This is a genomic window from Stenotrophomonas sp. YJH_SMC_64, from assembly GCF_059371375.1.
Genome location: NZ_JCAFUN010000016.1, coordinates 78,916 through 90,926, shown reverse-complemented (window position 1 = coordinate 90,926; position 12,011 = coordinate 78,916). Strand labels below are relative to the sequence as shown.

Genomic DNA, 12,011 nt, shown 5'->3' with positions numbered 1-12,011 from the left:
TACGCCTGCCAGCGCATTCCGTTCCGCCCCGCCAGGAGTGCAGCATGACCCGCATCCTCGGCATCGACCCCGGTTCGCAGCGGACCGGGGTCGGCATCATTGATGTCGATGCCACCGGCCGCGTCAGCTACGTGCACCACCAGCCGCTGGTGCTGCTGGGCGCTGACGACTTCCCGCAGCGCATGAAGCTGCTGGTGCTGGGCCTGGCCGACCTGTGCCGCGAGTATGAGCCGCAGGAAGTGGCCATCGAACGCGTGTTCATGGCCCGCAACCCCGATTCGGCATTGAAGCTGGGCCAGGCCCGTGGCGCGGCGATCTCGGCGGTGGTGCTGCGCGACCTGCCGGTGCACGAATATGCTGCCAGCGAGATCAAGCTGGCGGTTGTCGGGCGCGGTGGCGCCGAAAAGCAACAGGTTCAACACATGGTCGGGCTCATGCTCAACCTGAAAATCAAGCTGCAGGCCGACGCGGCCGACGCGTTGGCGGTGGCGATCACCCATGCCCACGTAAGGGCGACGGCCAACCGCCTGGGGCTCAGTGCCCGCCAGGCATGGGGCCGCAAATGAGGAGCTGCACGCAATGATCGGTCGACTGCGCGGCATCGTCGCCTACAAGGCGCCGCCGTGGCTGGTGGTGGACGTGAACGGAGTGGGCTACGAACTGGAGGCGCCGATGAGCACCTTCTACGACCTGCCCGAGCTCGGCCGCGAGGTCACCCTGTACACCCACTACTCGCAGAAGGAAGACAGCGTCTCGCTGTACGGCTTCCTGCGTGAAGGTGAGCGGCGCCTGTTCCGCGACGTGCAGAAGGTCAGTGGCATCGGCGCGAAGATCGCGCTGGCCGTGCTGTCCGGCGTCACCGTCGAGGAGTTTGCGCGCATGGTCCAGGCCGGTGACATCACCGCGCTGACCCGCATTCCGGGCATCGGCAAGAAGACCGCCGAGCGCATGGTGCTGGAGCTGCGTGACCGCGCGGCCCAGTTCGGTGCCGGCGGCGCGCTGCCCACCGGCAGTGGCCCGGCCCCGGCCGATCCGCTGTCCGACGCCACCGTGGCCCTGCAGCAGCTGGGCTACAAGCCGGCCGAAGCCGCGCGCATGGCCCGTGATGCCTTCAATGAAGGCGACGAAGTGGCCACCGTGATCCGCAAGGCGCTGCAGTCGGCGCTGCGTTGATCCGCCTTCCTTTCCTTCAACAAACCGCCTGAGCTTCGCCAGGAGTCCCATGTCCAGCAGTCAAACCCCGCACGCAGCCGCCCCCGGCGGCCATGGCCACGCCCCCTCCGCTGGAGGACTGGCGCTGGTCATCGGTGCGATCGGCGTGGTCTTCGGCGATATCGGTACCAGCCCGCTGTACACCCTGAAGGAGGCGTTCTCGCCGCACTACGGGCTCAACAGCGACCACGATACCGTGCTGGGCGTGCTGTCGCTGGCGTTCTGGGCGCTGAACCTGGTGGTGACGCTGAAGTACGTCACCATCATCATGCGCGCCGACAATGATGGCGAGGGCGGCATCATGGCGCTGATGGCGTTGACCCAGCGCACGCTGCGCCATGGCTCGCGCTCGGCTTATGTGGTGGGCATCCTCGGCATCTTCGGCGCCTCGCTGTTCTTCGGCGACGGCGTGATCACCCCGGCCATGTCCGTGCTCAGTGCGGTCGAAGGCCTGGAGGTGGCCGCGCCCGGACTGCATGTCTTCATCGTGCCGGTCACCCTGGTGGTGCTGCTGGCAGTGTTCGCCGCGCAACGCTTCGGTACCGAGAAGATCGGCAAGGCGTTCGGCCCGATCATGGCGATCTGGTTCGTATCGCTGGCGGCGATCGGCATCTACAACATTGTCGATGCGCCCGAGGTGCTGAAGGCCTTCAACCCGTGGTGGGGCATCCGCTTCTTCATGGAGCACGGCTGGCACGGCATCTTCATTCTCGGTGCAGTGGTGCTGGCGGTGACCGGCGGCGAAGCGCTGTATGCGGACATGGGCCACTTCGGCCTGCGCCCGATCCGCCACGCCTGGTACTTCTTCGTGCTGCCGTGCCTGGTGCTGAACTACCTGGGGCAGGGCGCACTGGTGCTCAACCACCCCGAGGCCCTGAAGAACCCGTTCTTCGAGGCGGTGCCCTCGTGGGCGCTGTACCCGATGATCATCCTGGCCACCATGGCGGCGGTGATCGCCTCGCAGTCGGTCATCACCGGCGCGTTCTCGGTCTCGCGCCAGGCCATGCAGCTGGGCTACATCCCGCGCATGCGCATCAAGCACACCTCGCACGACACCATCGGCCAGATCTACATCCCGGGCATCAACTGGGGCATCGCAGTGATGGTGTTCGGCCTGGTGCTGGCGTTCCGTAGTTCGTCCAACCTGGCCGTGGCCTACGGCATCTCGGTGTCGGCCACGATGCTGATCGACACCCTGCTGCTGGCGGTGGTGGCACGTTCGCTGTGGCCGAAGTCGCGTGGCTGGCTGCTGCCGCTGTGCGTGGTGTTCTTCATCATCGACCTTGGCTTCGTCATCGCCAACGGCGCCAAGCTGCTGCAGGGCGCCTGGTTCCCGGTGGTGCTGGGCATCTTCCTGTTCACCATGATGCGCACCTGGCGCCGTGGCCGCGAGCTGCTGCGTGATGAGATCCGCAAGGACGGCATCCGCCTGGATACCTTCCTGCCGGGCCTGATGCTGGCACCGCCGGTACGCGTGCCGGGCACCGCCGTGTTCCTCACCGCCGACCCGACCGTGGCCCCGCACGCGCTGATGCACAACCTCAAGCACAACAAGGTGCTGCACGAGCGCAACGTGTTCCTGCACGTGGAAACCCTGCCCATTCCCTATGCGATGGAAGGGCAGCGGCTGAAGATCGAGTCGGTGGGCGACGAGTTCTACCGGGTCTATGTGCGCTTCGGTTTCATGGAAACCCCGGACGTGCCGCTGGCGCTGATGCGCTCGTGTGACCACGGTGGCATCTACTTCGACCCGATGGACACCACCTTCTTCGCCAGCCGCGAAACCATTGTGGCCACCGCCAACCGCGGCATGCCCATCTGGCGCGACAAGCTGTTCGCGCTGATGCACCGGAATGCCGCGCCCGCGACCGGTTTCTTCCGGATTCCGGGCAACCGCCTGGTCGAACTCGGCGCGCAGGTGGAGATTTAATCTCCGCCTGCGCTACGTCCCACACGCATTCCACCTCATCCCCCGCCTATCGGCGCGCCCCCTTGAAACGCAGGCGCCGTTGGCGCCGGCGTTCCGCGCATTCCACCTTATCCCCCCGCCTATCGGCGCGCCCCCTTGAACAACAAGGGGGCTCCGCTTGCGGAGGCACCGCGCGCCAGAAGCTGAGCCAACTCTCCCCCTCTGTTCCATCCACGCATGGCGTGGATCTGCCGTGTCGACCAAGGTCGACACCCACAAGAGCAGGCACAGGCCACGCCATCCAGACAGATCGCAGGAAACTGTCGAAGGCGGGGTGGGTCCGGTTGCGGGGGCGTGAGCCGCATGGATGCGGCGACCGAGCTTACATGGACGTACTTGCAGCGTCCCCCGCAAGCGGACCCACCCCGCCATTCCCCAGAAAGCCCGCTTCGGCTGTTGCTCTGGATGTTGCCGTTGCCGTTGCCTCTGCGGGTGCCGGGCGCAGCCCGGCCGAAACCCGCACTTTTGCCGCATAATCAGCACATGACCGACGACCGCATCATCGGCGCCGGCGCCACCCGCGAGGATGACGCCGCCGACGCCAGCATCCGCCCCAAGCGCCTTGCCGACTACCTCGGCCAGGTGCCGGTGCGCGAGCAGATGGAAATCTACATCCAGGCGGCCAAGGGGCGTGGCGACGCGCTCGACCACGTACTGATCTTCGGGCCGCCGGGCCTGGGCAAGACCACCCTCAGCCATGTCATCGCCAACGAACTGGGCGTGGCCCTGCGCGTGACCTCCGGCCCGGTGATCGAAAAGGCCGGCGACCTGGCTGCGCTGCTGACCAACCTGCAGCCGCACGACGTGCTGTTCATCGACGAGATCCATCGCCTGTCGCCGGTGGTCGAGGAAGTGCTGTACCCGGCGATGGAAGATTTCCAGATCGACATCATGATCGGCGAGGGCCCCGCCGCCCGCTCGATCAAGATCGACCTGCCGCCGTTCACCCTGATCGGCGCCACCACCCGCGCCGGCCTGCTGACCGCGCCGCTGCGCGACCGCTTCGGCATCGTCCAGCGCCTGGAGTTCTACAGCGTCGAGGAACTGACCCGTATCGTGCGCCGCTCCGCCAGCATCCTCGGCATCGACTGCACCGCCGATGGGGCAGGGGAGATCGCGCGCCGCGCGCGTGGTACCCCGCGTATCGCCAACCGCCTGCTGCGACGCGTACGCGACTATGCGCAGGTCAAGGCCGGTGGCCACATCGACGAGCCCGTGGCCCAGGCCGCGATGAAGATGCTCAAGGTCGACCCGGAAGGCTTCGATGAGCTTGACCGGCGCCTGCTCAAGACCATGGTCGACTACTTCGATGGTGGCCCGGTCGGCATCGAATCGCTGGCCGCGGCGCTGTCCGAAGAGCGTGGCACGCTGGAAGACGTGGTCGAGCCGTACCTGATCCAGCAGGGCTTCCTGGTGCGTACCGCGCGTGGCCGCATGGCCACCCACAAGGCCTACCGGCACATGGGTCTGAAGCCGAAGAACCCGCCGCAGGACCTGTTCGCGGAGGTTCCCGATGTCGGTTGAGCCACTATTCAGTTGGCCGACACGCATTTACTGGGAAGATACCGACGCTGGCGGCGTGGTCTACCACGCCCGCTACGTGGCCTTCATGGAACGGGCCCGGACCGAATGGATGCGTTCGCTCGGCTACGGCCAGGAGCGCATGCGCGCCGAGCACGGGATGGTCTTCGCGGTGCGCTCGATGCAGATGGATTTCATCAGGCCGGCACGGCTGGATGACACCCTGCAGGTGAGCGCCCGCCTGGTCCAGCTGAAGAAGGCCAGCATGGTCTTCGACCAGCAGATCCTGCGCGACGGCGAATTGCTGCTGTCGGCCCAGGTCCGCATCGCCGCACTGGACGCGGCCAGTTTCCGCCCGCGTGGCATGGACGAGGCCGTCCTTGCCGTGCTGCAACCCCACCTCCACCCCGAATCCGAACACTGAGGAACAACGGATGATCGCAACGCTCCTGGCCCTGCAGGCCACGGTCACCGAGGCACTGCCGGCCGACGTCAGCAACGCCGCGACACAGACCCTTGCCCAGGCCACCACCGGCGGCGGCATCAACTACCTCGAACTGATGGCCAAGGCCAGCCTGCCGGTGAAGATCATCGTGCTGCTGCTGCTGGTCGGCTCGTTCGTCAGCTGGGTGATCATTTTCCGCAAGGCCCGCGTGTTCAAGCAGGCCACCCGCGAAGCCGACGAGTTCGAGAACCGCTTCTGGTCCGGCGCGGACCTGGGCAAGCTGTACAGCGCGGCCACCGACCGCAGCCGCAGCGTGACCGGCCTGGAAGCCATCTTCGAAGCAGGGTTCCGCGAATACACCCGCCTGCGTGACAAGCGCCGCCTGGATGGCCGCGCCCAGCTGGAAGGCGCGCAGCGTGCGATGCGCACCACCTATACCCGCGAAGTGGACCAGCTCGAGCGCAACCTGGAACTGCTGGCCAACATCGGTTCGACCGCGCCGTACGTGGGCCTGGTCGGCACCGTGTTCGGCATCATGGTGACCATGCACGACATGATCAGCAGTGGTGCGCAGGCTGGCATCGCCGCCGTCGCGCCGGGCATCTCCGAGGCACTGTTCGCTACCGCCATCGGCCTGTTCGTGGCGATCCCGGCGGTGTGGGCCTACAACCGCTTCACCACGCGCGTTGAGCGCATGTCGGTGCGGTTCGAGACCTTTGCCGAAGAGTTCAGCTCCATCCTGCAGCGCCAGAGCGCTGGCGACGAGTAAGCGCCTGACCCGGGAGTCCAAGCCATGTCCGCTGCCATCGGTCGCCGCAAGCGCCGCAAGCTGAAATCGGAAATCAACGTCGTTCCCTACATCGACGTCATGCTGGTGCTGCTGATCATCTTCATGGTCACCGCGCCGCTGCTCACCCTGAGCTTCGACGTCGACCTGCCGCAGTCCAACGCCAAGGCGCTGGAGAGCAAGCAGGACCCGGTGATCGTCTCGGTGCGGCAGGACGGCCAGCTCAGCCTGAAGCTGCCCGATGCCAAGGAACCGACCGCCGTGTCGGCCGAGGAACTGGAAGGCCGCCTGGCCGGCATCGCCGCCCAGGACAAGGGCGTGCGCGTGATCGTCGCCGCCGACCGTGCCGTGGCCTATGAAAAGGTCATCGCCGCGATGGATGTGATCAAGCGCGCCAAGGTAGACAAGGTAGGCCTGGCCACCGATGCACGCTGACGCCCTGCCACCCCCGCATCAGCGCGAACCCGGCTGGGGCCTGCCCCTGGCATTGGCGTTGCTGGTGCACCTGCTGGTCGCGCTGGTCTTCATCGTGGCCTGGTTCTGGTCGCCCGAGCGCAACACCGACGCCGCCGCCGGTGATCCGTCGGTCGAGGCCAGCCTGGCGCTGTCCGCGTCGGAGGCTTCCGCTGCGCGCCAGGCCCTGCGCCAGTCGGAAAAGCTGGAAGACCTGCCGCCGCCGGTGGCCGAGCCCATCCCGGTGCCGGAAGACACCATTCCGCCGCCGCAGCCGATCCCGGAACCGCGCCCGCAGGACGCGCCCACGCCGCAGCAGCAACAGGCGCAGGAGCGTGTCGCGCAGCCGGATACCAAGGACCAGGAAGCGGTGAGTGCGCTGGCCATCTCCCAGGAGAAGGCCAAGCAGGAACAGGAAGCCAAGCGCCGACAGGAACAGATCGACCTGACCGAACGCAAGCGCCAGGAAGAAGCCGAGCAGAAGCTGCGCCTGGCCAAGCAGCAGGAAGCGGACGAGAAGAAGAAGCAGGCCGAGCAGGAGCGCGTGGCCGCTGACAAGGCCGAGGCCGAGAAGCAGAAGAAGATCGCCGAGATCCGTGCCCGCCGCGAGCAGGCCGAGAAGGAAGCCAAGCTGGCCGAGCAGAAGCTGCGCCAGGTGGCCGCCGCGCGCAATGCCGCCGGCAGTGCCGCTGCCGGTTCCAGTGGTGCCTCGCAGCCGGCCGCCGGTGGCGGTGGCAACAGCGACGACCTTTCGGCCAAGTACGCAGCCGCCATCCAGGCCAAGGTGCTGTCGCAGTGGGTGCGCCCGGATACGGTGCCGTTGGGCCAGCGCTGCCAGATCACCATCACCCAGATTCCGGGTGGTACGGTGATGCAGGCCAAGGTCAGCCCGAACTGCCCGTACGACGAGGCCGGCAAGCGCTCGATCGAGGCCGCCGTGCTCAACGCGCAGCCGCTGCCGTACCGCGGCTTCGAGTCGGTGTTCGCACGCACGCTCAACTTCACCTTCACCGCCCAGGATCGCTGAGGCGGGCAGGGCAGGGTGGCTCTCCGCTGCCCGCGTCCACGGATGTCGCGCTTGCCTCTGGCAGGCCAGGTCTCGGCCGGGCAGGCTGTGGGCTGCTGTCGGACACCGCCCCGCAGGGCGGCGTGACGGGGCACATGGGCGCGATGTTAGCCACGACGTTAACGGTGCGTGAGAGGACGGGCTGGAACTGACCCGGAATTCACGTACCCTTGGTTCATGATTGCGAAGCGGTTCACTGCCGCTTTGTTATCCCTCGTTCCGGTTTCCCCCTATTGAGCGCTCCATGAAAAAGATGCCTCGCTGGCTTGCCGTGTTTGCGGCCCTGTTGCTGCCCTTTGCTGCCGTCGCGCAGCAGAAGGGGCTGGATATCGACATCATCGGCGGCAATGCTTCCGCGCTGCCGATCACCATCGTGCCGATGCCTTACCAGGGGTCGTCGGCTGCACCGCAGACCGACGTCGCCGGCGTGGTCCGTGCCGACCTGGAGCGTTCGGGCCAGTTCCGTACGCTGCCCGAAGCGCAGATCGTCGAGAAGCCGGTGCGCGGCGGCGACATCCAGTTCGCCACCTGGCGCGCGCTGAAGCAGAACTACATCGTGGTCGGCCGCGTGCTCGACGCCGGTGCCGGCGCCTACCGCGTCGAGTACGAACTGTTCGACGTACCCAAGGGCGAGCGCCTGCTGGGCCTGGCGATGACCGCCCGTGGCAACGCCATGCGCGACGTTGCCCACCAGATGGCCGACGCCATCTACGAAAAGATCACCGGTGTGCGCGGCGCCTTCTGGACCCGCATCGCCTACGTGACCGCCAGCGGCAAGGGCGACGCCATGCGCTACGCGCTGATGGTGGCCGACTCCGATGGCTTCAATCCGCAGACCATCGTGCGTTCGGCCGAGCCGCTGCTGTCGCCGTCGTGGAGCCCGGATGGCAGCAAGCTGGCCTACGTCAGCTTCGAGCGTGGCAATTCGGCCATCTACATCCAGAACATCGGTACCGGCGCGCGTGAGCTCGTCACCAGCTTCCGCGGCATCAACAGCGCCCCGGCGTTCTCGCCGGACGGCCGCAAGCTGGCCCTGACCCTGTCGCGTTCGGGCAACCCGGAAATCTACGTGATGGACCTGGGCAGCAAGCAGCTGACCCAGCTGACCAACCACTTCGCCATCGATACCGAGCCGACCTGGGCGCCGGACGGCAGCGCGGTGTACTTCACCTCCGACCGCGGCGGCCGTCCGCAGGTCTACAAGGTCGGCGCGGGCGGCGGCAGCGCCGAGCGCGTGACCTTCCAGGGCAACTACAATGCCAAGCCCTCGGTGTCCTACGACGGCAAGAAGATCGCCGTCGCCCAGGGCTCGGGCAACAGCTACAAGATCGCGGTGATGGACAGCTCGCTGGGTTCGCCGCGCTGGAGCACGCTGTCCCCGGGCTCGCTGGATGAATCGCCGAGCTTTGCGCCCAACGCGAGCATGGTGTTGTACGCCGCCCGCGAAGGTGGCCGTGGTGTGTTGTATGCCGTCTCGGCCGATGCGCGGGTTCGCCAGCGCCTGGTCCTGGCCGATGGTGATGTGCGCGAGCCGGCATGGTCCCCATACCGTACCCAGCGCTAAAAGAGTGTTAATATTTTCGTTGTCTTGAACCCCTCATCGGCCTAGGAGCCACAAAGGTATCGCCATGAACAAGTCCACCCGCGTTCTGCTTGTTTCCCTGCTGTCTGTGGCCGTCCTGGCCGGCTGCTCGAAGAAGGTGAAGGAAGAGCCGGCAGCCCCGGTCGACACCGGCACCTCGACCACCACCCCGACCGGTCCGTCGACCTCGGGCCTGTACGGCCCGGGCGACCTGGATACCGACGCTTGCCTGCGCCAGCGCGTTGTCTACTTCGACCTGGACAAGGAAGACGTGAAGCCGGAATTCCAGGCCATCATGGCGTGCCACGCCAAGTACCTGCGTGACCGTCCGTCCTCGCGCATCACCCTGCAGGGCCACACCGACGAGCGCGGTTCGCGCGCGTACAACCAGGCCCTGGGTGAGCGTCGTGGCAACGGCGTCAACTCGGCCCTGCAGGCCAACGGTGGCTCGGCTTCGCAGCTGACCGTCGTTTCCTACGGTGAAGAGCGTCCGGTCTGCACCGAGTCGAACGAGTCCTGCTGGTCGCAGAACCGTCGCGTCGAAATCGTCTACACCGCGCAGTAATCCATGCGCATTGGCATCAAACTGATGCTGGTCGTTGCGGCAGCCCTCGTGGCTGCCGCACCGGCGCATGCACAGCGACAGAGCCTGGCTGACCGTGTCGGCGCGCTCGAGCAGCAGATGTACAACAACAGTGCCAACCAGGACCTGTTGAACCAGATCAACCAGCTGCGGCAGCAGGTCACCAGCCTGCAGGCCTCGATCGAGCAGTTGCAGCACGACAACGCCCAGCTCAAGCAGTCCGCCCAGGACCAGTACCTGGATCTGGACAGCCGCCTGAACCGGTTGGAAGGGGGCAATGCCGCCCCGGCCCTGCCGCCCGTTCCGGCGAGCGCGCCGAAGGCCGCACCGGCCCCGGCAAAACCCGCAGCGGCGGCCACTTCCGAGCGGCCGCCTTCCGTCCATGGTGATGCTGGCAGCCTTGCCGCCACCGGCGACGAGCGCACCTCCTACAACGTCGCCTTCGATTCGCTGAAGGCCGGCAAGTACGATGATTCGGCACAGCTTTTCCTGAGCTTCCTGCAGCTGTATCCGAACGGCGTCTACGCGCCGAACGCGCTGTACTGGTTGGGCGAGAGCTACTACGCCACCCGCAATTTCCCGATGGCCGAGACCCAGTTCCGTGAACTGCTCGCGCGCTATCCGACCCACGACAAGGCCGCTGGCGGCCTGCTCAAGGTTGGCCTCTCGCAGTATGGCGAGGGCAAGGTCGACCAGGCCCAGCAGACGCTGGAGAGCGTCGTGGCGCAGTACCCGGGCTCGGACGCCGCGCGCACCGCCCAGGATCGGCTGCAGTCCATCCGCCTCGGCAAGCAGATCCGTTGATCCGCTGACCGGGCGTACAATGCGTACCCTGGCGCCGGGCTGATTTCCGGCAGCCTCCTGTAGAGCCGAGCCCATGCTCGGCTGCTTTCGTTTCCGGCGCCGATAAATCGGTCGCCCGTCCCATGAAGAATTGTTTGCCATGACCGCCGTTACCCCGTCCAACGCCGTCGCTACCCCCAGCGACATCGTGCAGTCGCCGCTGCCGCGCCTGAAGATCACCGAGATCTTCACCTCGCTGCAGGGCGAAGCCGATACCGCCGGCTGGCCGACCGTGTTCGTGCGCCTGACCGGCTGCCCGCTGCGCTGCCAGTACTGCGATACGGCCTATGCCTTCCACGGCGGCACCTGGTGGGACATCGACGACATCGTGGCCGAGGTGCTGGCCCAGGGCGTGCGCCACGTCTGCGTGACCGGCGGCGAGCCGCTGGCGCAGAAACGCTGCCTGGTGCTGCTGCAGAAGCTGTGCGACGCCGGCATGGACGTCTCGCTGGAAACCTCCGGCGCGCTGGACGTCAGCGCGGTGGACCCGCGTGTATCGCGCGTGGTCGACATCAAGACCCCGGGGTCGGCCGAAGTGGCGCGCAACCGCTGGGAAAACCTGCCGCTGCTGACCGCACGCGACCAGATCAAGTTCGTCATCTGCAGCCGCGAGGACTACGACTGGGCCAAGGCCCTGGTCGCCGAGCACGAGCTGGTGAAGCGCTGCACCGTGTTCTTCTCGCCCAGCAAGGGCGAGATCACCGCGCGGCAGCTGGCCGACTGGATCGTCGAAGACCGCCTGGCGGTGCGCTTCCAGATGCAGTTGCATAAAATCCTGTGGAACGACGAGCCGGGCCGATGAGCCCGCGCGGCGTTCCCTGATGTAGCTCCGGCGCGGGACAGCGTGCTGGCTTTCCCCTCCCAACCGGATGTTTTACCCATGAAGAAGGCAGTCGTGCTTCTCTCCGGCGGCATGGATTCAGCCGCCGTCATCGCCATGGCCCAGGAACAGGGCTTTGCCGTGCATGCCCTGAGCGTGCGCTATGGCCAGCGCCATACCTCCGAACTGGATGCCGCCGCCCGCGTGGCCAAGGCCCAGGGCGTGGTCGCGCACAAGACCGTGGACGTGGACCTGCGCAGCATCGGTGGCTCGGCGCTCACCGATGACATCGACGTGCCCGAGGCCGGCGGTGCCGGCATTCCGGTCACCTACGTACCGGCGCGCAACACCATCATGCTGTCGCTGGCCCTCGGCTGGGCCGAAGTGCTCGGCGCCAACGACATCTTCTGCGGCGTCAACGCGGTGGATTATTCCGGCTACCCGGACTGCCGCCCCGAGTTCGTGGCCGCGTTCCAGGCGCTGGCCAACCTGGCCACCAAGTCGGGCGTGGAAGGTGCGGGCATCAAGGTACACGCGCCGCTGCAGTTCCTCAGCAAGGGCCAGATCGTCAGCGAAGGCGTGCGCCTGGGCGTGGACTTCGGCCTGACCGTGTCCTGCTACAACGCCGACGCCAACGGCGCCGCCTGCGGCCACTGTGATGCCTGCCGCCTGCGCGCGCAGGGCTTCGCCGAAGCCGGCGTGCCCGACCCGACGCTATACGCCTGATCGC

Annotated in this window: 13 protein-coding genes; all 13 read left to right on the top strand. The window is 66.8% G+C overall.

Annotated elements, in window-relative coordinates:
- The first annotated feature begins 44 nt into the window (after nt 1-44).
- The gene (gene ruvC / locus AC5P9L_RS17450; protein WP_005410757.1) at nt 45-566 is read left to right on the top strand and encodes a crossover junction endodeoxyribonuclease RuvC; all 522 of its coding nucleotides are present in this window, start codon (nt 45-47) and stop codon (nt 564-566) included.
- 13 nt (nt 567-579) lie between these two features.
- Entirely contained in the window at nt 580-1,173 is a 594-nt protein-coding gene (gene ruvA / locus AC5P9L_RS17445; protein WP_005410756.1) for a Holliday junction branch migration protein RuvA, read from the top strand.
- Between the two features lie 49 nt (nt 1,174-1,222).
- Nucleotides 1,223-3,142, top strand: a complete 1,920-nt coding sequence (locus tag AC5P9L_RS17440; RefSeq protein ID WP_049396251.1) for a potassium transporter Kup — start codon at nt 1,223-1,225, stop codon at nt 3,140-3,142.
- Between the two features lie 522 nt (nt 3,143-3,664).
- Nucleotides 3,665-4,705 carry a Holliday junction branch migration DNA helicase RuvB gene (gene ruvB / locus AC5P9L_RS17435; RefSeq protein ID WP_005410754.1) on the top strand — a complete coding sequence of 347 codons (1,041 nt, stop codon included), beginning with the start codon at nt 3,665-3,667 and terminating at the stop codon, nt 4,703-4,705.
- The gene (gene ybgC / locus AC5P9L_RS17430) at nt 4,695-5,126 is read left to right on the top strand and encodes a tol-pal system-associated acyl-CoA thioesterase (RefSeq protein ID WP_062605806.1); all 432 of its coding nucleotides are present in this window, start codon (nt 4,695-4,697) and stop codon (nt 5,124-5,126) included. Before ruvB ends, ybgC begins: the two co-directional genes overlap by 11 nt.
- A 10-nt stretch (nt 5,127-5,136) precedes the next feature.
- Entirely contained in the window at nt 5,137-5,916 is a 780-nt protein-coding gene (gene tolQ / locus AC5P9L_RS17425; RefSeq protein WP_005410752.1) for a protein TolQ, read from the top strand.
- 24 nt (nt 5,917-5,940) lie between these two features.
- A complete protein-coding gene (gene tolR / locus AC5P9L_RS17420) occupies nt 5,941-6,369 on the top strand; it encodes a protein TolR (RefSeq protein WP_005410751.1) in 429 nt (142 codons plus the stop codon).
- Nucleotides 6,359-7,414, top strand: coding sequence for a cell envelope integrity protein TolA (gene tolA / locus AC5P9L_RS17415; RefSeq protein WP_005410750.1), 1,056 nt, complete (start codon nt 6,359-6,361; stop codon nt 7,412-7,414). The genes tolR and tolA overlap by 11 nt, the downstream gene beginning before the upstream one ends.
- A 283-nt stretch (nt 7,415-7,697) precedes the next feature.
- Entirely contained in the window at nt 7,698-9,017 is a 1,320-nt protein-coding gene (tolB, locus tag AC5P9L_RS17410; protein ID WP_005410749.1) for a Tol-Pal system beta propeller repeat protein TolB, read from the top strand.
- Nucleotides 9,018-9,081: 64 nt separating this feature from the next.
- On the top strand, nt 9,082-9,600 hold the full coding sequence (pal, locus tag AC5P9L_RS17405; RefSeq protein WP_005410748.1) for a peptidoglycan-associated lipoprotein Pal: 519 nt from the start codon (nt 9,082-9,084) through the stop codon (nt 9,598-9,600).
- Nucleotides 9,601-9,603: 3 nt separating this feature from the next.
- Complete coding sequence (gene ybgF / locus AC5P9L_RS17400; RefSeq protein WP_005414274.1) at nt 9,604-10,422, top strand: tol-pal system protein YbgF; 819 nt, start codon at nt 9,604-9,606, stop codon at nt 10,420-10,422.
- A 139-nt stretch (nt 10,423-10,561) separates the two neighbouring features.
- Nucleotides 10,562-11,263 carry a 7-carboxy-7-deazaguanine synthase QueE gene (queE, locus tag AC5P9L_RS17395; RefSeq protein WP_099473404.1) on the top strand — a complete coding sequence of 234 codons (702 nt, stop codon included), beginning with the start codon at nt 10,562-10,564 and terminating at the stop codon, nt 11,261-11,263.
- A gap of 78 nt (nt 11,264-11,341) precedes the next feature.
- Nucleotides 11,342-12,007, top strand: a complete 666-nt coding sequence (gene queC / locus AC5P9L_RS17390; RefSeq protein ID WP_005410745.1) for a 7-cyano-7-deazaguanine synthase QueC — start codon at nt 11,342-11,344, stop codon at nt 12,005-12,007.
- Nucleotides 12,008-12,011 lie beyond the last annotated feature (4 nt).

Coding starts and splice junctions, on each gene's coding strand:
- AC5P9L_RS17440 (WP_049396251.1), top strand. CDS start 1,223: ATGTCCAGCAGTCAAACCCCGCACGCAGCCGCCCCCGGCGGCCATGGC.
- queE (WP_099473404.1), top strand. CDS start 10,562: ATGACCGCCGTTACCCCGTCCAACGCCGTCGCTACCCCCAGCGACATC.
- tolB (WP_005410749.1), top strand. CDS start 7,698: ATGAAAAAGATGCCTCGCTGGCTTGCCGTGTTTGCGGCCCTGTTGCTG.
- ruvC (WP_005410757.1), top strand. CDS start 45: ATGACCCGCATCCTCGGCATCGACCCCGGTTCGCAGCGGACCGGGGTC.
- tolA (WP_005410750.1), top strand. CDS start 6,359: ATGCACGCTGACGCCCTGCCACCCCCGCATCAGCGCGAACCCGGCTGG.
- ybgC (WP_062605806.1), top strand. CDS start 4,695: ATGTCGGTTGAGCCACTATTCAGTTGGCCGACACGCATTTACTGGGAA.
- tolR (WP_005410751.1), top strand. CDS start 5,941: ATGTCCGCTGCCATCGGTCGCCGCAAGCGCCGCAAGCTGAAATCGGAA.
- queC (WP_005410745.1), top strand. CDS start 11,342: ATGAAGAAGGCAGTCGTGCTTCTCTCCGGCGGCATGGATTCAGCCGCC.
- ruvB (WP_005410754.1), top strand. CDS start 3,665: ATGACCGACGACCGCATCATCGGCGCCGGCGCCACCCGCGAGGATGAC.
- ybgF (WP_005414274.1), top strand. CDS start 9,604: ATGCGCATTGGCATCAAACTGATGCTGGTCGTTGCGGCAGCCCTCGTG.
- tolQ (WP_005410752.1), top strand. CDS start 5,137: ATGATCGCAACGCTCCTGGCCCTGCAGGCCACGGTCACCGAGGCACTG.
- ruvA (WP_005410756.1), top strand. CDS start 580: ATGATCGGTCGACTGCGCGGCATCGTCGCCTACAAGGCGCCGCCGTGG.
- pal (WP_005410748.1), top strand. CDS start 9,082: ATGAACAAGTCCACCCGCGTTCTGCTTGTTTCCCTGCTGTCTGTGGCC.